Annotated in this window: 21 protein-coding genes and 2 pseudogenes; 14 read left to right on the forward strand and 9 right to left on the reverse strand. The window is 59.9% G+C overall.

Annotated features, from left to right (window positions below; all coding sequences use genetic code 11):
* Positions 1 to 111 precede the first annotated feature (111 nt).
* Positions 112 to 852, forward strand: a complete 741-nt coding sequence (locus ACEXP3_RS06065) for a DUF7946 domain-containing protein (RefSeq protein WP_377296447.1) — start codon at positions 112 to 114, stop codon at positions 850 to 852.
* Between the two features lie 97 nt (positions 853 to 949).
* Here ACEXP3_RS06065 and ACEXP3_RS06070 read toward each other — a convergent pair.
* Positions 950 to 1069, reverse strand: a pseudogene (locus tag ACEXP3_RS06070) (transposase domain-containing protein); the annotation flags it as partial.
* A gap of 84 nt (positions 1070 to 1153) precedes the next feature.
* Between ACEXP3_RS06070 and ACEXP3_RS06075 the strand changes: the two are divergent.
* The 3 genes from ACEXP3_RS06075 to ACEXP3_RS06085 all read left to right on the forward strand — a co-directional run bounded on the left by ACEXP3_RS06075 (position 1154) and on the right by ACEXP3_RS06085 (position 4359).
* Positions 1154 to 2371 (forward strand): DUF3644 domain-containing protein, encoded by a 1218-nt coding sequence (locus ACEXP3_RS06075; protein WP_377296448.1) that lies wholly within the window; start codon positions 1154 to 1156, stop codon positions 2369 to 2371.
* A 137-nt stretch (positions 2372 to 2508) separates the two neighbouring features.
* A protein-coding gene (locus tag ACEXP3_RS06080) for an IS3 family transposase (RefSeq protein ID WP_377296449.1) occupies positions 2509 to 3596 on the forward strand; the annotation gives its coding sequence in 2 pieces (ribosomal slippage) (positions 2509 to 2770 and positions 2770 to 3596; 1089 coding nt in all).
* A gap of 25 nt (positions 3597 to 3621) precedes the next feature.
* Positions 3622 to 4359: a hypothetical protein gene (locus ACEXP3_RS06085; RefSeq protein WP_377296450.1), complete on the forward strand. Its 738-nt coding sequence runs from the start codon at positions 3622 to 3624 to the stop codon at positions 4357 to 4359.
* Positions 4360 to 4567: 208 nt separating this feature from the next.
* On the opposite strand, the gene ACEXP3_RS06090 is transcribed toward ACEXP3_RS06085, so the two are convergent.
* Positions 4568 to 5470 carry a LysR substrate-binding domain-containing protein gene (locus tag ACEXP3_RS06090; RefSeq protein WP_377296451.1) on the reverse strand — a complete coding sequence of 301 codons (903 nt, stop codon included), beginning with the start codon at positions 5468 to 5470 and terminating at the stop codon, positions 4568 to 4570.
* A 107-nt stretch (positions 5471 to 5577) separates the two neighbouring features.
* On the opposite strand from ACEXP3_RS06090, the gene ACEXP3_RS06095 reads away from it, so the two are divergent.
* From ACEXP3_RS06095 to ACEXP3_RS06105, 3 genes are read left to right on the forward strand one after another with little or no spacing between them, the layout of a single operon-like run.
* Positions 5578 to 5982 (forward strand): tautomerase family protein, encoded by a 405-nt coding sequence (locus tag ACEXP3_RS06095; protein WP_377296452.1) that lies wholly within the window; start codon positions 5578 to 5580, stop codon positions 5980 to 5982.
* On the forward strand, positions 5979 to 6413 hold the full coding sequence (locus ACEXP3_RS06100; protein ID WP_377296453.1) for a cupin domain-containing protein: 435 nt from the start codon (positions 5979 to 5981) through the stop codon (positions 6411 to 6413). The genes ACEXP3_RS06095 and ACEXP3_RS06100 overlap by 4 nt, the downstream gene beginning before the upstream one ends.
* A complete protein-coding gene (locus tag ACEXP3_RS06105) occupies positions 6410 to 6973 on the forward strand; it encodes a DUF4865 family protein (protein ID WP_377296454.1) in 564 nt (187 codons plus the stop codon). Before ACEXP3_RS06100 ends, ACEXP3_RS06105 begins: the two co-directional genes overlap by 4 nt.
* A 210-nt stretch (positions 6974 to 7183) precedes the next feature.
* On the opposite strand, the gene ACEXP3_RS06110 is transcribed toward ACEXP3_RS06105, so the two are convergent.
* Entirely contained in the window at positions 7184 to 8374 is a 1191-nt protein-coding gene (locus ACEXP3_RS06110; RefSeq protein ID WP_377296455.1) for an MFS transporter, read from the reverse strand.
* Between the two features lie 48 nt (positions 8375 to 8422).
* A complete protein-coding gene (locus ACEXP3_RS06115; protein ID WP_377296456.1) occupies positions 8423 to 9073 on the reverse strand; it encodes a TetR/AcrR family transcriptional regulator in 651 nt (216 codons plus the stop codon).
* A gap of 224 nt (positions 9074 to 9297) precedes the next feature.
* On the opposite strand from ACEXP3_RS06115, the gene ACEXP3_RS06120 reads away from it, so the two are divergent.
* Genes ACEXP3_RS06120 through ACEXP3_RS06130 form a run of 3 tightly spaced genes read left to right on the forward strand, consistent with a single transcriptional unit; the run spans position 9298 to position 10918 of the window.
* Complete coding sequence (locus tag ACEXP3_RS06120; RefSeq protein ID WP_210104329.1) at positions 9298 to 9453, forward strand: DUF2256 domain-containing protein; 156 nt, start codon at positions 9298 to 9300, stop codon at positions 9451 to 9453.
* Positions 9450 to 10499 carry an NAD(P)/FAD-dependent oxidoreductase gene (locus ACEXP3_RS06125; RefSeq protein ID WP_377296457.1) on the forward strand — a complete coding sequence of 350 codons (1050 nt, stop codon included), beginning with the start codon at positions 9450 to 9452 and terminating at the stop codon, positions 10497 to 10499. The genes ACEXP3_RS06120 and ACEXP3_RS06125 overlap by 4 nt, the downstream gene beginning before the upstream one ends.
* Complete coding sequence (locus ACEXP3_RS06130) at positions 10499 to 10918, forward strand: DUF3429 domain-containing protein (RefSeq protein WP_377296458.1); 420 nt, start codon at positions 10499 to 10501, stop codon at positions 10916 to 10918. Before ACEXP3_RS06125 ends, ACEXP3_RS06130 begins: the two co-directional genes overlap by 1 nt.
* A gap of 15 nt (positions 10919 to 10933) precedes the next feature.
* Here the strand turns inward: ACEXP3_RS06130 and ACEXP3_RS06135 are convergent, their stop codons facing one another.
* From ACEXP3_RS06135 to ACEXP3_RS06155, 5 genes and pseudogenes are all read right to left on the reverse strand, one after another.
* Entirely contained in the window at positions 10934 to 11623 is a 690-nt protein-coding gene (locus ACEXP3_RS06135) for an SDR family NAD(P)-dependent oxidoreductase (RefSeq protein WP_377296459.1), read from the reverse strand.
* A gap of 78 nt (positions 11624 to 11701) precedes the next feature.
* Positions 11702 to 13240 carry a cryptochrome/photolyase family protein gene (locus ACEXP3_RS06140; protein WP_377296460.1) on the reverse strand — a complete coding sequence of 513 codons (1539 nt, stop codon included), beginning with the start codon at positions 13238 to 13240 and terminating at the stop codon, positions 11702 to 11704.
* A gap of 102 nt (positions 13241 to 13342) precedes the next feature.
* Complete coding sequence (locus ACEXP3_RS06145) at positions 13343 to 13699, reverse strand: hypothetical protein (RefSeq protein WP_377296461.1); 357 nt, start codon at positions 13697 to 13699, stop codon at positions 13343 to 13345.
* Positions 13700 to 13830: 131 nt separating this feature from the next.
* On the reverse strand, positions 13831 to 14067 hold the full coding sequence (locus ACEXP3_RS06150) for a hypothetical protein (RefSeq protein ID WP_377296462.1): 237 nt from the start codon (positions 14065 to 14067) through the stop codon (positions 13831 to 13833).
* Positions 14064 to 14381 (reverse strand): annotated as a pseudogene (locus tag ACEXP3_RS06155) (DUF2325 domain-containing protein); the annotation flags it as partial. The pseudogene ACEXP3_RS06155 and the gene ACEXP3_RS06150, both read right to left, overlap by 4 nt.
* 340 nt (positions 14382 to 14721) lie before the next feature.
* Here ACEXP3_RS06155 and ACEXP3_RS06160 point away from each other — a divergent pair.
* From ACEXP3_RS06160 to ACEXP3_RS06175, 4 genes are all read left to right on the forward strand, one after another.
* Positions 14722 to 16083, forward strand: coding sequence for an NAD(P)-dependent oxidoreductase (locus ACEXP3_RS06160; RefSeq protein WP_377296463.1), 1362 nt, complete (start codon positions 14722 to 14724; stop codon positions 16081 to 16083).
* A gap of 18 nt (positions 16084 to 16101) precedes the next feature.
* Positions 16102 to 17415: an NAD-dependent dihydropyrimidine dehydrogenase subunit PreA gene (gene preA, locus ACEXP3_RS06165; RefSeq protein WP_377296464.1), complete on the forward strand. Its 1314-nt coding sequence runs from the start codon at positions 16102 to 16104 to the stop codon at positions 17413 to 17415.
* A 232-nt stretch (positions 17416 to 17647) separates the two neighbouring features.
* Positions 17648 to 17848 carry a type II toxin-antitoxin system VapB family antitoxin gene (locus ACEXP3_RS06170; RefSeq protein ID WP_377296465.1) on the forward strand — a complete coding sequence of 67 codons (201 nt, stop codon included), beginning with the start codon at positions 17648 to 17650 and terminating at the stop codon, positions 17846 to 17848.
* Positions 17845 to 18228 carry a type II toxin-antitoxin system VapC family toxin gene (locus ACEXP3_RS06175; RefSeq protein ID WP_377296466.1) on the forward strand — a complete coding sequence of 128 codons (384 nt, stop codon included), beginning with the start codon at positions 17845 to 17847 and terminating at the stop codon, positions 18226 to 18228. Before ACEXP3_RS06170 ends, ACEXP3_RS06175 begins: the two co-directional genes overlap by 4 nt.
* Positions 18229 to 18244: the final 16 nt, after the last annotated feature.

Raw genomic sequence — 18244 nt, forward strand, 5'->3', positions numbered from 1 at the left:
AATTTTTTTGATGATAGTTGTCGCGATGTTGCGCAAATATTGATTGCGTGTTTGAGGGCCTTTGAGTGGCAGAGCAAATTCCTTTTCGACTGCGGTCGCTATGACGGCTATATGGCCCTTGCCGGATTTGCGTGGGCGCTTTCACTCATCTCCAATTATGCAGATACCGGTGAGATACGGCAGCGAGGCGACTTCAACGGGCGTCATGCCGTGCGAGCAAGAGCACCGGTTGAGGGAAGCGTCATTGCGGAATTTGTCGTCTATATGCAGAACAATCCGCAGACCGTTTTCGGAATTGCCGCTGGTGGGCTGGGTGCGCCTGCTTTCCTCTACGCGCTCGCAAACCGTGTAATTAACCGAAACCTTGGAGAAGCCAATACCGCCACGGATCAAACTCTAGCGCCGTTGATTGCTCGGCGTGGCGGCGATATCGAGGCGCTTGTTGCAATCAGCGAACCGCCTATTCGCCAAGCTCATGGGGTAATCGGAAACGGCGCGAACAAGATTGAAATTTCAGGCGGTTTCAACATTCTCAACACCTTCAACGAACAAACTCGTGACTATGTGAAGCTCAATGTTGAGGACAACAACGAGCAGACCAAGGCGGTAAGCGTTTCTGCATTTAACGCAAACTCGGGATATGGAAGCGTTTTCGATGGGGATTTGGGTCACGTTGTGCCGTTCAGCATGTCCCGCGAAACTTTAAGACGCCATAAGGCTGTGTTCTCTTGGGGACTAGATCAGTACGTGCAGGGTACTGGTCGCAAAATCGAGCTGAAGTTCACCCGGATACTAGCTATGGACAGTCGTGCGAAAAGGTACGTTGTACTTAGCGCCGCTCGGGGCGCTTAAGAGCGAAGCCACGGTGGGCCGAAAGATTTGCAGAGTGTGTTGCGGCGATCAGTTGAAACCACCCCCAATAGGAGACTTTAGCTCTTTGACCGCGCGAATAATTCAACGGCATCAGCTCCTCGATCTGGCTCTGCTTGTGGCCGATGACGATGGCAGTCAGTGTGGCGCTCAGATATGCCAATGGATCGACCGCGTTGAGCTTGCAGGACTCGACGATCTCCAGAGCATCTTATGGCTAAATTAAAGGTTGCGACTCGCTGCCGTTTCTAGTCGTATCCTGGTACTCATCTGGGGGATGGATTTGGCGAAGAAACTTCGGCTACCGCTTGAGAGATGGGAAATCGCTTTGGTCAAGGCGATGCTTGCCCGGGGCGGCTATAGCGATCAGGAAATCCTTGCGTACTTCACACGGCCGACCCGGTCCGTGAACCATCGCGTCATTTCCGAAGTCAGAACGGAGGCCAAGCATAAGGCTATTAAGGCCGCAACAGCCGACGACTTGAGCGATTATCTCGCGACCTGGCCGGACATCGATCCGGCGACTGGTTTGAGCGTGCGCGGCGACGAATTGTTGATCAAAGCTCGCGAGGCGATGATCGCGGCCGTTCACACTTTCAATGGCGCAGGTCTTACCTTCCGCGCTGAACTGTTCATCGTCACAGGCGTCATCGCATGGACATATTTGTTGCATGCCTTTTACCGGCGTGAAGGGATCGATTATCGCTACAAAAACGCGGACGGCACTGTCAAAAAGACGACCTCTGGAGAGGATTGCTATTGGGAATTGGGCATGTGCCTCAGGCATGGAAGATGCCCTATACCAGGTGGTGCTGTGAAGAACCTGGAATTCCTGATCATGATCCGCCACGAGATTGAGCATCGCATGACCAGCCGGATTGACGACGCGGTCAGTGCAAAGATGCAGGCGTGCTGCATAAATTTCAATGAAGCGATCAAAAAGCTATTCGGTGGCCAGTACGGCCTCGAACGTCGCCTACCCATTGCCCTGCAGTTCGTCACGTTCAGTTCTGACCAGCGCTCGATCCTGAAGAAGGCAAGTTCTCTTCCGCCGCACATCGAGACCCTGATGGATGAATTCCATAGGGGGCTCTCAGATGAGCAGATGGCCGACCCAGATTTCGCATACCGCGTGGTATTTGTACCGAAGCTTGCGAACCGAAAGTCCGCTGCCGACCTCGCCGTTGAGTTCGTGAAGCCCGGGTCGGAAGAAGCCGCTGAGATCAACCGCGTGTTGCTCAAGGAGGTCGAAAAGAAAAGATTCCTCGGCAAGCAGATTATTGAGATCATGCAAGCAGAGGGCTATCCCAAGTTCAAACAGGGAAGTCACACGGCTCTATGGCACGCGCTGGATGCTAAAAATCCGGCCAATAACTTCGGTCGTGATGGTGAATACAAGGGAATGTGGGTCTGGTACGAGAGCTGGCTTCAGCGCGTGCGCGCCCATTGCCAGGAGCATGCGGCAGATTACCAACATGTCGCCGTCGACCTTCACGCTTGACACCGTTAGGCAACGCTGCCTGCTTGCTTTCGTCTCAATACAAACCCCCGCCACCTGATTTGCCGTGGTAATCCCCCCGATAAATAACGGGCTTCAAAAGTAGAATTTTCTCGGGCTTTATGATCGAGGAGATTTTGATGAAGACGAGCAGATTTACCGAACCACAAATCCTTGCCATCCTGCGCCAGGCAGAAGGCGGCGTTCCGGTGCCGGAGTTATGCCGGGAACACGGGATGAGCACCGCCTCCTTTTACAAGTGGCGTTCGAAGTATGGCGGTATGGACGCCTCGATGATCAGCCAGATGAAGGCTCTGGAGGATGAGAACCGGCGGCTGAAGAAGATGTATGCCGAGATGAGCATACAGGCAGAACTGCTGAAGGAAGCCTTAGGAAAAAAATAACACGGCCGTCTCAACGCCGAGAGATGGCCGGGAAAGCAGTGGCGTTGCACGGGGTGAGCATTGCGCTTGCCTGCCGGACCTTTGAGGTCAGCGAGACCTGCTATCGTTACAGCGCCAAGCTGAACGACGAGAACGAGCAGATCGCCGATCTCCTCATCGGACTGACGCGGGCAAAGAAGACCTGGGGCTTTGGCCTGTGCTTCCTTTACCTGCGGAATGTCCGAGGACATCGCTGGAACCACAAGCGCGTATACCGCATCTACCGCGAGTTGGAGTTGAACCTCAGGATCAAGCCACGCAAGCGTTTGAAGCGGGACAAGCCCGACACGCTGACCGTCCCGGATCAATCGAACATGGTCTGGTCAATGGATTTCATGGCGGATCGTTTGGAGGATGGCCGGCAATTCCGACTGTTGAATGTCTTGGACGACTTCAACCGCGAGGGGTTGGGCATCGAGGTGGACTTTTCGCTGCCTGCTGAACGTGTCATCCGCAGCCTGAACCAGATCATCGAATGGCGAGGCAGACCATTTGCCATTCGTGTGGATAACGGACCTGAGTATGTCAGTGGCAAGCTGATGGAATGGGCAGCAACGCAAGGAATTGCCTTGAGCCACATCCAGCCCGGAAAGCCGCAGCAGAATGCCTATGTCGAGCGTTACAACCGCACCGTCCGACATGAATGGCTCGACCAATACATCATTGAAAGCATCGAGGAGGCGCAGGAATTCGCCACGCAGTGGCTATGGACCTACAACAACGAACGACCCAATATGGGCATCGGTGGCATAACGCCCGCACAGAAGCTGAAAATGGCCGCGTGAATTCTACTGCGGAGCCCCGTTCAAAATGGGGGGATTACCAGACCTCGGCACCCATCTTGACCGCGTGCGGGAAATACTGGACGCAAATCTTCTGGTTCGAGTGGAAGCTCCCCAGGATGGAACCCGCATTTATTCGCGCGTACGTCGTTCTGATTTCGAAGCCTTCAAAAATCGTCTGGATGCACCCATGGCAACGCCGACAGAGATCGAGGTGTTGGTTCCTATTGGTCGTGCCACGCAGATTTTGTTCTGTACCATTGTCGATATCATTGCACTCGTTTGCAGCGGAAAACTCACCAGTCTTCGCCGCCTAAGTCATGATGGCACCATCTCAGGACTTGGATTGGATTTGGCGGAACTTCAGCCTCTTGTCGAAAAACGGCAAAAGTCGACAGTGGTCCCAACGTTGCCGATCTTCGATCCGGCTGACCCGGCATGTGGTTTGATGAACACGAGGCAAGCACGAGAAAAGCTGGCAACGGCACCCAACACCGTAGCGGAGCTGTTGAACCTCGGTTTCCTTAAACAAGTAAAAGGCTTTAATCCGAAGACGCAGCGAGTGCGCGACTACATTTGCTCGAAGTCCGTTGAGAGCTTCATGGAAAATTACATTTCGCTGGCCCACTTGGCAGAGCGGAGAGGAATGTTCGGAGTCACCGTCCGCGACAAGGTCGCAGAAAAAGGTATCAAATCCCTGTTCGAACCTACCGGCCGGAATTCGCGCTATTACCTGAAACAAGACGCTCTCAACCTCGATTTCTGACCCGATATCGATCAAACAGATTTTGAAAGGTCCGCTTCGGCGGGCCTTTTTTATGCCTTCAATTCTGGGAAGGACAAAGCTATCGGATCGAGACACCTATACCTTTGCGATGGTGGCTGTGAAACAGCAGTGAAATCAACGACGCTTTTACGGCTTGCGACGAACCAAGGGAGCGCAATCAATCAGGACATTTGAGTGCTTGCACGCATTACGCCGCTAAGACCCATGCCTCCGGTAGACTACCCCATAATGTCTGACGAATGATGGTAGCGAGATGTGCGCTAATCTGATTATCCCGCGTGCCCGAGCTTAGAAGGCTCAATCCGAGCGAGGGCAGGCTGGGCAGGTTATGTTCGGCTGCATCCAGGACTCGCACGCTCGACGGCCGGCCGACGGGCGTGCGAAGCGCGATGCCGAGGCCGGCGGCGGTCGCAGCCCAGAGGCCCGCCAAGCTCGGACTGATAAAGGCGATGCGCCAGGCAATCCCCGCTTGGTCGAGATGACTACACGCGAGGTTACGTAAGATGCAGGGGGCTTCCAGTGAGGCTAGCGGCAGCGGCTCGCCCGCGTTCATTTGCCATAATGGCTCCTCGTCCGCAGGGCCGAGCCAGCAAAGCGGCAGGGAGGCGATTCTGTCGGCCCGCGTTGCCGTGCCGTCATCCCAGGCCAGCGCCAGGTCGAGATGGCCGGCAGCAACCTTCTCCCGCAATTCGACATTGCGGCCGATGCGTCCCTCGATTCGAACCTTGGGATGGGCTCGGGCGAAGCGACCGAGCACCTGCGGCAGAACGCTCTCGCCAAAGTCCTCCTGGATGCCGAGACGCACCCAACCTTCCAGTTCCGGCCCATGGATAGCACTCACCGCTTCGTCATTGAGATTCAAAAGCCGCCGAGCATAGGATAGGAACACCTCGCCGCCCTCGGTCAGCGCAAGCCCACGACCGGCTCTCTGCACCAGCTTCGTGGCGGTCTGGTCTTCAAGTTTCTTCAGTTGCGCGCTGACCGCGGAGGTGGACCGACCTAGCCGATCGGCCGCCAGCGCGAAGGAGCCGGCCTCGATACCGGCCACAAAACTCCGCAATGCGTCCATGTCCAGATTGGTGAAACGCACGTATATTGTCCTCAAAATCAGGATATTCAATCCTGAATAATCTGATTATCAGGATCATCGTGCCGCGGCATACTCCGTCTGTCAATCGTTTTCGACGGAGCACAGATATGCCATTCACCCGTATTTCAATGCTGGCGGGTAAATCCGCGGGCCACCTTGCGGCAGTTTTCGATAGTCTGGACCGCGCATTGGTCGATTGTTTCGAAGTGCCCGAAGGGGACAGGTTCGTCGCGATCCACCAGCACCAGACGGGCGAACTGATCTTCGATCGGAGTTATCGCGGCGGCCCGCGCTCTGACGACTATGTCTTCTTCCACATCACGACCGGCAAAGCGCGCTCGGCGCAGACCAAGGCACGGTTTTACCGCAGGCTGGTCGACAATCTCGCGGTTTCTCCCGGTCTCCGACCGGAGGATGTCATGGTTACCATCGTCAACTCAACCTTCGAGGACTGGTCTTTTGCCTACGGTATTTCCGCCTTAGCGCCCCTTAACAAGGAGCAGGCGCGATGAGCGATGTTTTCGATATGCTGGAGGCTTGCCCCTCCGTAATGACCATACTTCGCGCTGGCGAGGGGATTGCCGCCGCGCCTGAAGGTGTCTCAAGTGGCCCATTTCTCGTCCAGATGATCCTGTCCAGCCGCGCCGAGAGCGAGATGACGGCGATGCGCGCCTTTGTCCCGCCGGGCGTTGTCACTCATTGGCATAGCCATCCCCGTGGCCAGATTCTCTTCGTTCTCGATGGCCTCGGCTTTGTACAGCGCGAGGGCGACGAGGCAATCCAAGTTCGCGCAGGCGACGCGGTCTGGTTCGCACCGGACGAGCGCCATTGGCATGGCGCAACGCCCTCAAGTCCTTTCAGCTATCTCAGTGTCCAACCCGTGAAGAACAGCACGGCGGTCGCGTGGTTCGGCCCCGTCGATGAGGAAGGTTTCGTGCGATGATCGCGATGCAATATAGCTTCACCCTGCCGGCAGACTACGACATGACGATCATTGATCGGCGGGTCAGGGAAAAAGGGCCGCTGCTCGACGGCTTTCCGCGACTGCGCTTCAAGGCATATCTGTCGGCGAGGAAGCAAGACGACGGCTTCTCAAGCACCGAAAACCTCTATGCGCCCTTCTATCTCTGGGACGAGCCGGAGGGGATCGAGAGTTTTCTGACCAGTCCTGGCTTTGCCGCGTTGACGCGCGACTTCGGCTGGCCGTCGGTGCAGGTTTGGCAGGTTTGGCAGACGCAGTTGACATCAGATCTCGGTGCCGCCCGATATGCAATCCGTCGCATTCAGCCAATCGCACCCTATTCCAATCTTGCGGAAGAACGTGAAAAGGCAACTGCAAAGGCAGAATCGAACATGAAGGCAGGCGCGCTTGCAACGGTATACGCGTTTGATCCGACAGCGTGGCGGCGGTTGGAGTTCAGCCTTTGGACAGCCGTTCCCGATGCCGTCGAAAGCGGCCAGACCTACGCGGTCGGTCACGTGTCGCTCTCAGCAATGCCGTGAATGGGTGCTGTTCGGATTGCCGGAGTGTGGAGCGGCGGGGCTAAACGAGGGCCATAGCGTAGACATAGTTGTCGTCTTCGCCCGACGTGGTGCGCCATTTCCCTTCTGTCGCTGATTAAACCACTCGGAACACACCTGTATTCGCTTCGGTGTGCAATCGTGCGTGTCCACGCGATTGCGCTCGGTCAGGAAAGCGGTTGACGTTCCGGCTTATTCCGACAGGGCATAGACCAGTGCAACAAGCGGAAGCGAAAAGCCGATCCAGGAGGTGAGCGTCCATCCGCCTTGCGCATAGGCCCAACCGCCGAGAGCGGATCCAATGGCTCCGCCGACGAAGAACGTCGCCATGTAGAGCCCGTTGAGGCGGCTTCGAAACTCGGGCCCCAAGGCAAAGATCGCCCTCTGGCCGAGCGTCATGTTGGCGGAAACGCCAAAATCGAGCACGATCGCCGCGATGACCAGCAGTGCGAGGGACCACGGCGAGCCAAGGGGCGCGAGATGCGTCATCAGGAAGGCGATCGCCACGGCCAGCATTGCAAAGAATGTTGCAAGCCGTGTCCAGCCACGATCGGCAACGCGTCCGGCGATCGGCGCTGCGACGGCGCCGGCGACACCCGCCAGCGCAAACAGCGCGATGCCGCCCTGCGACAGGCCAAATGCCGGCCCGGCCAGCAGCAGCGGCGTCGTCGTCCAGAACAGGCTGAACGCGGCAAACAGGCAGGCATGATAGAGCGCACGCCGTTGCAGGATCGGCGTCGTGGCTGCCAGCCGCGCCATCGACGCCAGCAATTGGCCGTAGCGCAATTTGGAGGTCGGCGCGCGCTGGGGCAGCGCCCGTGCGAGAACCAGGGAGAGCGCGATCATCGCGGCAGCCGATGCCAGAAACACCGCATGCCAAGAGGACAGTTCGGCGATGAAGCTGGAAACCGGGCGGGCCAGCATGATGCCGAGCATAAGGCCGCTCATGACATTGCCGACGACACGACCTCTGATCGCTTCGGGCGCCAGATGCGCAGCATAGGGAACAAGCACCTGCACGGCGACGGAGCCAAGGCCAATCAGCAGGGATGCGGCGAGGAATGGGCCAGCACTCGGCGAAAGCGCTGCTCCGAGAAGGCCGACCGTCGCAATGCCGATCATCACGAGCGCAAGCTTGCGGTTCTCGACGAGATCTCCGAGCGGCACGACGAACAGGAGGCCGGCGCCATATCCGATCTGCGTCAGGGTGACGATCAATCCCGCCGCCTGCGGCGAGAGCCCAAGGGCGGCGCTGATCGGTCCCGCCAGAGGTTGCGCATAATAGATGTTGGCGGCGACGAGGCCGCAGGCGGCGGCGAGCAGAAAGGTCATTCCGGCGGAAACTCTGGCTGTGTCCGGTCGATGTTCGGTGGCGTAGGTCATAGGGGCCTCAAATTAGGAAATGAATGTTTTCTATTTGGGTAAAAAAAATTAGCTGAGCGTGCGCATGGCAACCTCCATCACGGCTGCCATTTCGGCGCGCGTGCGCCCTGTCTTGCCGACGACCCGCATGCCCTGAAGCAGGCAGAGCATCAGCCGGGCCGTGGCCTTGCTGTCGATCCTGGCGGGAATGGAGCCGTCCGCTCGGCCCTCTTCGATCAACTCTTCCATCAGCTTCTCATTCCGATCGAAGGACGCCTCGATCCGCTGGGCGACCTCGCTGTCGAAGATCGCAAGTTCCGCTGCACTGCCCACCACGAGGCAACCTTGCAGGCCCTCCGCACCTTGGGACGATTCCACATAGAAGGCGAGCGCATTGCGAACGCGCTCCAGCCCCGTCCTGCCAGGCGCGATGGCGCGGGCAAGCTTCTCGGTGCGAACCAGCTTGTTGCGGTCGAAAGCCGCAAGAAAAACGGCGCGCTTGTCCTTGAAGGCCTTGTAGATGCTACCCTGGGTCAGTTCCATCGCCTCCGTCAGGTCGCCGATCGAGGTGGCGTGATAGCCGCGCTCGCAGAACACCCTGATCGCCTTGTCGAGCGCCTCGTCGATATCGAACTCGCGCGGGCGACCCGGGCTGCGGGCGGTGGGGTAGGATGGTGAAGTCTTGGCCATGCGCGACATATAGAAAACGATCGTTTTCAAATCAAGTGAATTTTACGTCCAGGGGCTCCTGCAATCCCTCCGGCTGTCGGTGATGGGCGAAAGGACGATGAGCTGCAGCTCGACCTGACGACGCCGAAACAGCCGACCATCCAGACTGACACGCATCTTTGCAGTTGTGAGGCGAGATTAAACGTCAGGGCTGCACCGCGCTGATCCGCATGACATCGCCGCGCGTAAACACCCAAAAGTGATGGGGTGCCTCCATGGCGAAGACGGTCAAGAAAAGCGAGCTGCCGAGCAAGATCTGCCCGGCCTGCGCACGGCCGTTTTCCTGGCGGCGCAAGTGGGTGCGGGATTGGCCAGCGGTGGTGTATTGCTCCGAGCGGTGTCGGCGGACCAAGGGAGACAGGGCACGATGAGACAGCCTTCCATAGCCATCATCGGGGCGGGTATTGCCGGTCTTGCGCTGGCACATCAGCTTTCGGCGCATGCGCGGGTCACGCTCTTCGACAAAAGCCGGGGCCTTGGCGGACGGCTTGCCACGCGCCGCCAGGGTGAAACCGGCTTTGATCACGGAGCACAATATTTTACCGTGCGGGATGCCCGTTTCCATGCGGCGCTGGAACCGTTTCTCGAGGCGGGCCATGTCGAGGCGTGGAACGCGCCCCTGATGCGGCTGAACGCTGACCGGACGCTGGAGCGGCTCGTCGATCGCGCCCCGCGCTTCGTCGGCGTGCCGACGATGACCGCTCTTGCCAAGGCGATGGCACGGCCCTTCGAGGTCAGGCTCAACCGGCAGGTGCTTTCGCTTGCCGGCGAACCGGGACACTGGTTTCTGGTGACGCCGGAGGAGCGGTCTGGCCCGTTCGACTGGGTTCTGTCGAGCGCCCCGGCGCCGCAGACCGCCCGCCTTCTGCCGCTTGATGCGGCGGATGCGGCAGCGGTTGCAGAGGTGCGGATGAATGGCTGCTTCACGCTGATGCTGCAGCTGCCACGCGATACCCAGCTTCCCTTCGAAGCCTGCCAGGTGGCGGTGGAAGGAGATGCGGGCGACCCCGTGCCGGTGATCAGCTGGATGGCCGCCAACAACAGCAAGCCGCAGCGCGAGGCAGCCGTCTCGCTGGTCGTTCATGCCGGCAGCGCCTGGTCGGATGCGCATCTGGAGGACGAGCCGGATCAGGTGCGCGAGCGGATGCTCGCGGCCTGCCTCAATCTGTTTCCGACCATCCCCCTCGACGCGGCAAGCGGGATCACCCTGCACCGCTGGCGCTACGCCAATGTGGAACGGCCGCTCGGCCGCCCCTTCATCCTCGACACCAACGGCCGGGTCGGCGCCTGCGGCGACTGGTGCATCGGCAATCGCGTCGAGGCCGGGTTTCTGAGCGGCCATCTGCTCGGGGAAACCCTTAAGGATGTCATGGGCAATCTCCCGGCAAAGCCGCTTTCGCCAAAGCTGGAGGCATGATGCAAAACCCTCAACGCCTGACTGCTCTTCTCACCTACTGCGGTGCCCTGCCCTTTTACCTTGCGCAACTCCCGGTGCTGGACGAGGCCACCCGGCTTTCCGCCTTCCTCTCCTATGGCGCGGTGATCGCCTCCTTCATGGCGGGCACGCTGTGGGGGCTGGTTCAGGCGAGGGAAAAGCCGCCTCTGTCGGCGATTGCCATCAGCAACGGGTTTGCACTCGCCGCCTGGGCCTCGTTGCTGATGCCGGCCGGGCGCCTGGCGCTTGCGGTTCAGGCGATCAGCTTCATCGGGCTTCTGGCCACCGACCGGTCGCTGCTGTCGCGGGCGCTCGAAAAATCCTGGTATTTTGCCTTGCGGCTGCGGGTCACGCTGCTGGTTCTTGCCGCCTATGGACTGGCGCTTCTCACCTTTGCCTGATCAGCCGATCGGTCTCTACCAGTCGATCGGCTGGCCGTCATAGGCGAAGAAGCGTCCGCTTTCCTCCGGCGTCAGGCGGTCGAGCACGCCAAGCATGGCATTGGCGGCAGCACTCGGCTCGCTGCGCTGGTGGCCGCCGGAATATTTCTCCGAAAGCTGCGTGGCAACCGTGCCCGGATGAAGCGGCACCAGCACCGCCATCGGATGGGTGCGGGCAAGCTCGATCGACGCGGTGCGCACGATCTGGTTGAGCCCGGCCTTGGCGGCGCGATAGGAAATCCAGCCGCCCAGCTGATTGTCGCCGATGGAGCCGACGCGGGCCGACAAGAAGGCCATCAGCGACCGCTCCCGCTTGGCAAGGAGCGGCGCAAAGGATTTTATCACCAGCGCGGGCCCGACGGCGTTCAGCTGGAACTGGCGCATCATCGCCTCGGCCGAAATCTGCCGGAGCGATTTTTCCGGCCCGATGCCATCAATGGTAAGGCCGCCGGTTGCACAGAGGATCAGCTGGAATTCGCCCGTGAGCCCTGCCGCTGCGCGCGCCACGCTCAGTTCATCCGTCAGATCCAGCCCGTCGACGCTGCGGGACAGGCGCTTAAGCTCGCCGCAGCGCGGGTCATTGCCGATCGTCCTCGACAGCGCCTCGCCAATGCCGCCGCTCGCGCCGATCACCAGCGCGCGGTAGCCATGTGGAAGGGACGTCATCAGTCCTTCTGTCATCATCGTCTCCACCCGTTCAATCTCCCATGCTCTACGCAGAAACACGGCAAGCGGTTCTTCGCCTCACACGCGTTCCGCCGCATCGAGCTTTTGCAGAAACCGCCGGGCGGAGGCGCGAAAATCTTGGCGCTGCGCATCGCTCATGCGCGACCAGGTGGCATAGGGCTGGGCAAGGCGCCGGTTGCGCGACAGACGCTCTCGGTTGCGATCGAGAAAATCCCAATAGAGCGCGTTGAACGGACAGGCCCCCTCGCCCGTCTTCTTCTTCACGTCGTAGCGGCAGCCCGTGCAGTAATCCGACATCTTGGAAATATAGTTGCCGCTTGCCGCATAGGGCTTGGAGCCCAGAAGCCCGCCATCGGCAAACTGGCTCATGCCGATCACATTGGGCATTTCCACCCATTCATAGGCATCGGCATAGACTTCCAGATACCATTCATGCACGGCATGCGGCGCAAGACCCGCAAGAAGCGCAAAATTGCCGGTAATCATCAGGCGCTGGATGTGATGGGCGTACGCGGTGTCGATCGTGTCGCGGATCACCGTTCGAAGGCAGGCCATATCCGTTTCGGCTGTCCAGAAGAAATCCGGCAGCGGGCGCTTTGCCTCGAAAAAATTGCTCTCGGCATAGTCCGGCATTTTCAGCCAGTAGATGCCGCGCATATATTCGCGCCAGCCGATGATCTGGCGAATAAACCCCTCGACGGCATTGAGCGGCGCATGCCCTTCCAGATAGGCGCGCTCGGCGGCGCGGCAGACGGCCAGCGGATCGAGAAAGCCGATATTGATGTAGAACGACAAAAGCGCGTGGTTGAGGTTCGGGTCGGATGCGAGCATCGCATCCTGCGTCTCGCCAAAAGCCGGCAGAAAATCCGCAATGAAATCGGCAAGCAGCGTTTCGGCATCGGCGCGGGTAACGGCAAAACCAAAACCCTCCACCCGACCGATGTGATCGGCAAAGCGGTCTTCCACCAGAGACAGGACGTCCCGGGTGATCGCGTCCGGTGCAATCTGCCGGCGACGCGGGCGCAACAAATCATGCTGTGCAGGCTTGCGGTTCTCCGCATCGAAATTCCAGCGCCCGCCGACCGGAGCATCCCCTTCCATCAGCAGCCCCGTCTTGCGGCGCATCTCGCGATAGAAGAATTCCATGGTCAGCTCGCGGCGCGTAGCCGCCCAGGCGGCGAATTCCTCGTGCGTGGCAAGGAAGCGGAAGTCGGGGCGGATTTCCACCGGACAGCGGGCAGCGTCGCTCCAGCCGCGCATATCATCAAGCACGCGCCATTCGCCAGGCTCGGTGACGATCACCCGCTGCGGTGCAAGCGCCTCGACGGCGCGCAGCAGTTCACCGCGAAACGAGCCGGCATTGTCCGGAGCGTCAAGGCGGGTGTAGCGCACCGCAAAGCCCGCCGTCTCCAGTTCTTCGGCAAAATGGCGCATGGCCGACAGGATGAAGGCGATCTTGCGCTTGTGATGGCGCACATAGGTCGCCTCTGCCATGACCTCGCACATCAGGATCCCGTCGCAGGCCGGGTCGGCATCGCGAAGGCTTGAGAGGTCGGGTGACAGCTGGTCACCGAGAATGAAGATGAGATTGCGCATCAGCGGCCGGACATCCTGGCGATTAAGGATCGTTCTTGCTCTTACGCGCGCAAGACCGGATCAGATCGCAGGCGGCAGGGCGAGCCGACCGTCAGAGTTCGCTTATGAGCGATAGAGAAGTCCGGCACTCTGCAATTGCCGGGCGCCGTGATGGCTGACCAGAGAGCGGGCCATGGAGCAGAATGCCTGCGGGTTCTGCCCATAGGCGATGGTGCTGGCGGCGACGCGCGCCTCTGCCTGCTGGCGGCTGCGCGTAGCTGACCACTTCATTGCACCACCCAGATTGAACAGTTCGACCTGCAGATTGTCGACGTTGAAATTCAGGCCAAGGCAATTGGCATTTGCGACGACAAAAACCGCATAGTTTTCAAACACTTTCATCGGGTCCTGGGCAGGCTGATCTGCCGCTGCCGCCGTCGAGAAAGCCAGGGATGCAAGAAGAATGGTTTTGCGCAACATGAGACGCCCTCCTGAACGTGACATACCCTCAGCAGGATTTTGCGCAATTGCTACTTTTCACCACTCTAAAATGTTAACCATATGCGGGCCGAAATGACGCCCCCTGTGCTAGGCAGACCCTTGCGCGGTGCTCACGCCCGCCTGAGCGGAATGATTCGGGCCGGTTCCGGCGCCTCGGTTCCCGAGCGGGCAGCGCCCGGCAGACGGGTGCGGCCAATGGGAAACCGCAGGATGCACTCATTCTCCTCCAGCTCGTCCGGGCGACGGGTCAAGAGATCATAAAGCTCCGGCACCAGGCCATCGCCGTTCTGTTGGGCAAGCTTGTGCAGGCCGATCAAAAGGCTCGGGTTGCGGCCGTCGTCACTCATCGCGTCTCTCTCTGTTCACTGCGCTCATGCATGGTCTGAAGCGCCCGCTCGAGCGAGGATTTCGAGCCGTTGCGCAGCGGAATGAAGGCTTTGGAAAACTTTTTGCAGCCGGTCTTTACCCGCAGACAGGCATCATGGCTGATACAGTCGATGGGGCAGAACACGCAGTCGACGGAGGGTAGAAGCGTATCGATGCGTGAGACGGCTTCGCGCAGGCCGCCATCGTGATGGATCAGCTCGGCGCCGAAATTGCTGGCGATCTGGCGCAGATGCGCCACCTGGCAATCGCGCCCGCCCACATAGAGAAAGCTTTTGACGCTGCCTCTGTCCTCGGCCTTTGCCGGCACGTCCTCATCCCGCCCCCGGTTCTCTCCCCTGCGCTTGTCCTTTTTTGCCACGGCTCGTCTTCCTCTTCATCGTCCGAGTCATTTCCCCTGGCGGGGCGCTTGAGCGGCACCATAGATAACATGAGAAAACGAGTAAAGAATAAACTTGACTGTTTGCATCATGATTAGTCTGCCGACGCCAACAATGGCCTGAGCGGCGGGTGATTTGACGAAACGCAGATCCAAAATTTTACCGTTTGATAAAAATTTTGACCGTGTTACGCTTCCTCAGTTGCGTAAGAATTCCATGATAAAAGAGGGATGCAACATGGACAGACTGGGAAGCGGCATTGCAGGCGGCCGGCTGGCGCCCGCAGAATATGACAAGAATTTTTCCGACCTTCATCCACGGTTCGACCGGCACGAAGCGCTTGTCGCGGCCGATCGCTGTTACTTCTGCCACGACGCGCCGTGCATGACGGCCTGTCCCACCGCCATCGATATTCCGCTGTTCATCCGGCAGATCTCGACGGCCAATCCGCTGGGCGCGGCGCGCACCATTTTCTCGCAAAACAGTCTCGGCGGCATGTGCGCCCGCGTCTGTCCCACCGAAACGCTGTGCGAGGAAGCCTGCGTGCGACACACGGCGGAAGACAGACCCGTCGAGATCGGCCGGCTGCAACGCTATGCGACCGACATTGCCATGGAGACCGGCCGGCAGTTTTTTGCCCGCGCGCCAGAAACCGGCAAAACCATCGCCGTGGTCGGCGCCGGCCCGGCGGGCCTCGCCTGCGCGCACCGGGCTGCCCTGCACGGCCACACCGCCATCGTCTTCGACGCCCGCGAAAAACCCGGCGGTCTCAACGAATATGGCATCGCCACCTACAAGGCGACCGACGACTTTGCAAAGCGCGAGGTGGATTATCTTCTCGCCATCGGCGGCATCGAGATCCGCACCGGACAGGCGCTCGGCCGCGATTTCTCGCTGTCGGATCTCGTGCGCGATTATGATGCCGTTTTCCTCGGCCTTGGCCTTGCCGGAGTCAATGCGCTTGGCCTTGAGGGCGAGGATCTTTCCGGCGTCGATGATGCGGTGGATTTCATCGCCGCCCTTCGCCAGGCCAGCGACAAGGCGGACGTGCCGATCGGGCGCCGTGTCGTCGTGCTCGGCGGCGGCATGACGGCTATCGATGCCGCCATCCAGGCAAAGCTGCTCGGCGCCGAAGAGGTGACGATCTGCTACCGGCGCGGCAAGGACCAGATGAACGCCTCCGAATACGAACAGGATCTGGCGGCCTCCAAAGGCGTGCTGATCCGCCACTGGCTGTCGCCGAAGCGCATTCTGGGCCGTGACGGGGCAGTCGCCGGCATCGAACTCGACTATACCGCACTTAGCGATGGCCACCTGACACAGACCGGCGAAATGGGCGTCATCGCCTGCGACCAGGTGCTGAAGGCCATCGGCCAATCGTTTCGGGCAAGCGGGCTTGGGACCCTTGCGATGGAGCGCGGCCGCATTCTCATCGACGAGCACTGTCGAACCTCCGTGGACGGCGTCTATGCGGGGGGCGACTGCACCAACCGCGGCGAGGACCTGACCGTTCAGGCCGTGGCCCATGGCCGCGATGCGGCAGACGCCATTCATCGTCATCTTGCCGCAGCCGGTCAGCCGGCCGTGGCTGTCGCGTGAACAGGGGGAGGATGAACCATGGCTGATCTGCGCAATAATTTCGTCGGCATCAAATCGCCCAATCCCTTCTGGCTCGCATCCGCGCCCCCCACCGACAAGGCCTATAACGTGGAGCGCGCCTTCAAGGCGGGCTGGGGCGGCGTCGTGTGGAAGACGCTGGGATCCGAAGGCCCGCCGGTCGTCAACGTCAATGGCCCGCGCTATGGCGCGATCTGGGGCGCCGACCGCAGGCTTTTGGGTCTCAACAATATCGAACTCATCACCGACCGCGACCTGCAGACGAACCTGCGCGAAATGAAGCAGGTCAAGATGAACTGGCCCGACCGGGCGCTGGTCGCCTCGATCATGGTGCCCTGCGTGGAGGAAGAGTGGCGCGCCATCCTGCCGCTGGTCGAAGAAACCGGCGTCGATGGCATCGAGCTGAATTTCGGCTGTCCGCACGGCATGTCGGAGCGCGGCATGGGATCGGCCGTCGGTCAGGTGCCGGAATACATCGAAATGGTGGTGCGCTGGTGCAAGCAGTACACCCGCATGCCGGTGATCACGAAGCTCACGCCCAACATCACCGATATCCGCCACCCGGCACGCGCGGCCAAGCGCGGCGGCACCGATGCCGTTTCGCTCATCAACACCATATCCTCCATCGTCTCGGTCGATCTCGACACGTTTTCGCCCAATCCCTCGATTGGCGGAAAAGGCAGCCACGGCGGCTATTGCGGCCCGGCGGTCAAGCCGATCGCCCTCAACATGGTGGCCGAAATCGCCCGCGATCCGGAAACCTACCGCATGCCGATCTCCGGCATCGGCGGCGTCACCACCTGGCGCGATGCGGCGGAATTTCTGGCACTGGGCGCCGGCAATGTGCAGGTCTGTACCGCCGCCATGACCTATGGCTTCAAGATCGTTCAAGAGATGATTTCCGGCCTCTCCGACTGGATGGACGAAAAGGGCCACAGGACGCTCGACGACATTACCGGCCGCGCCGTCGGCAATGTCACCGACTGGCAGTATCTCAACCTCAATTATGTGGCCAAAGCCCATATCGACCAGGACGCCTGCATCAAATGCGGCCGCTGCCACATCGCCTGCGAGGACACCTCCCACCAGGCAATCACGCACATGGTCGATGGGGTGCGACATTTCGAGGTGATCGAAGAGGAGTGCGTCGGCTGCAACCTCTGCGTCAATGTCTGCCCGGTGGAAAACTGCATCACCATGGAAACACTGCCGGCCGGCGAACTGGACAAGCGCACCGGCAAGGTGGTGGACCCCACTTACGCCAACTGGACGCAGCATCCCAACAACCCGATGGCACAGGTGGCTGCGGAGTAAGAGGATCTAAGGCAGGCGGGGCGCCGAGGTGCCCCGCTTCTTCGGTTGCTTCTAACCCCCTGAGGCCAAGGCATATCTTCTTCATGCTCAAAACGCGCTTATGGAGCATCTATTGGTTTGATAATCCCTCGCTTCTCTTCGCTGAACGACAAGAGCGCCGTGATAGCGGCTCCTGAGGCGTAGAATTCGGCACCAAATGGCGTTATAATTGATGCTTGAGAGGGCACTTGCCATGCGATCCACCATCAACCTTGATGACCAGCTTCTAGAACGCGCCCGTGCCCTGACCGGCACGAAAGAGACGGTAGCGCTTGTGCGACAGGCGCTGGAAACACTTGTCCGCGTCGAGTCCGGCAAGCGCCTCATCGCGCTGGGAGGCTCCATGCCGGATGCAGAGGCGGCACCTCGCCGCCGAAGTGGCGCCGCTCAATGATCCTGGTCGATACGTCGATCTGGATTGATCACTTCCGATCCCCGGATGATGAGTTGCGGCGGATCATCGAGCAGGACGAACTGCTTTGCCACCCGTTCGTCATCGGCGAACTGGCGCTTGGCAGTCTTCGAAACCGCGACACTGTGCTTGAGCTTTTGGCACAACAGCGGCAGGCTGTCGTCGCGACGCATCAGGAGGTGATGGTTATGATCAACCGCCATTCCATCTTCAGCATGGGGATCGGCTATACAGATGCGCATCTGCTGGCTTCGACCTTGCTCGATCGCCGATCATCTCTGTGGACAAGAGACCGGCGCCTGGCGGCAGCGGCTGAAAAGGCAGGCGTGCGGCTTTGCATGCCCGGGAAGGCGACGAACTGAGTGATCGAGAACGATC

The organism is Neorhizobium fuzhouense, assembly GCF_042611105.1.
Lineage (GTDB): Bacteria > Pseudomonadota > Alphaproteobacteria > Rhizobiales > Rhizobiaceae > Neorhizobium > Neorhizobium galegae_A.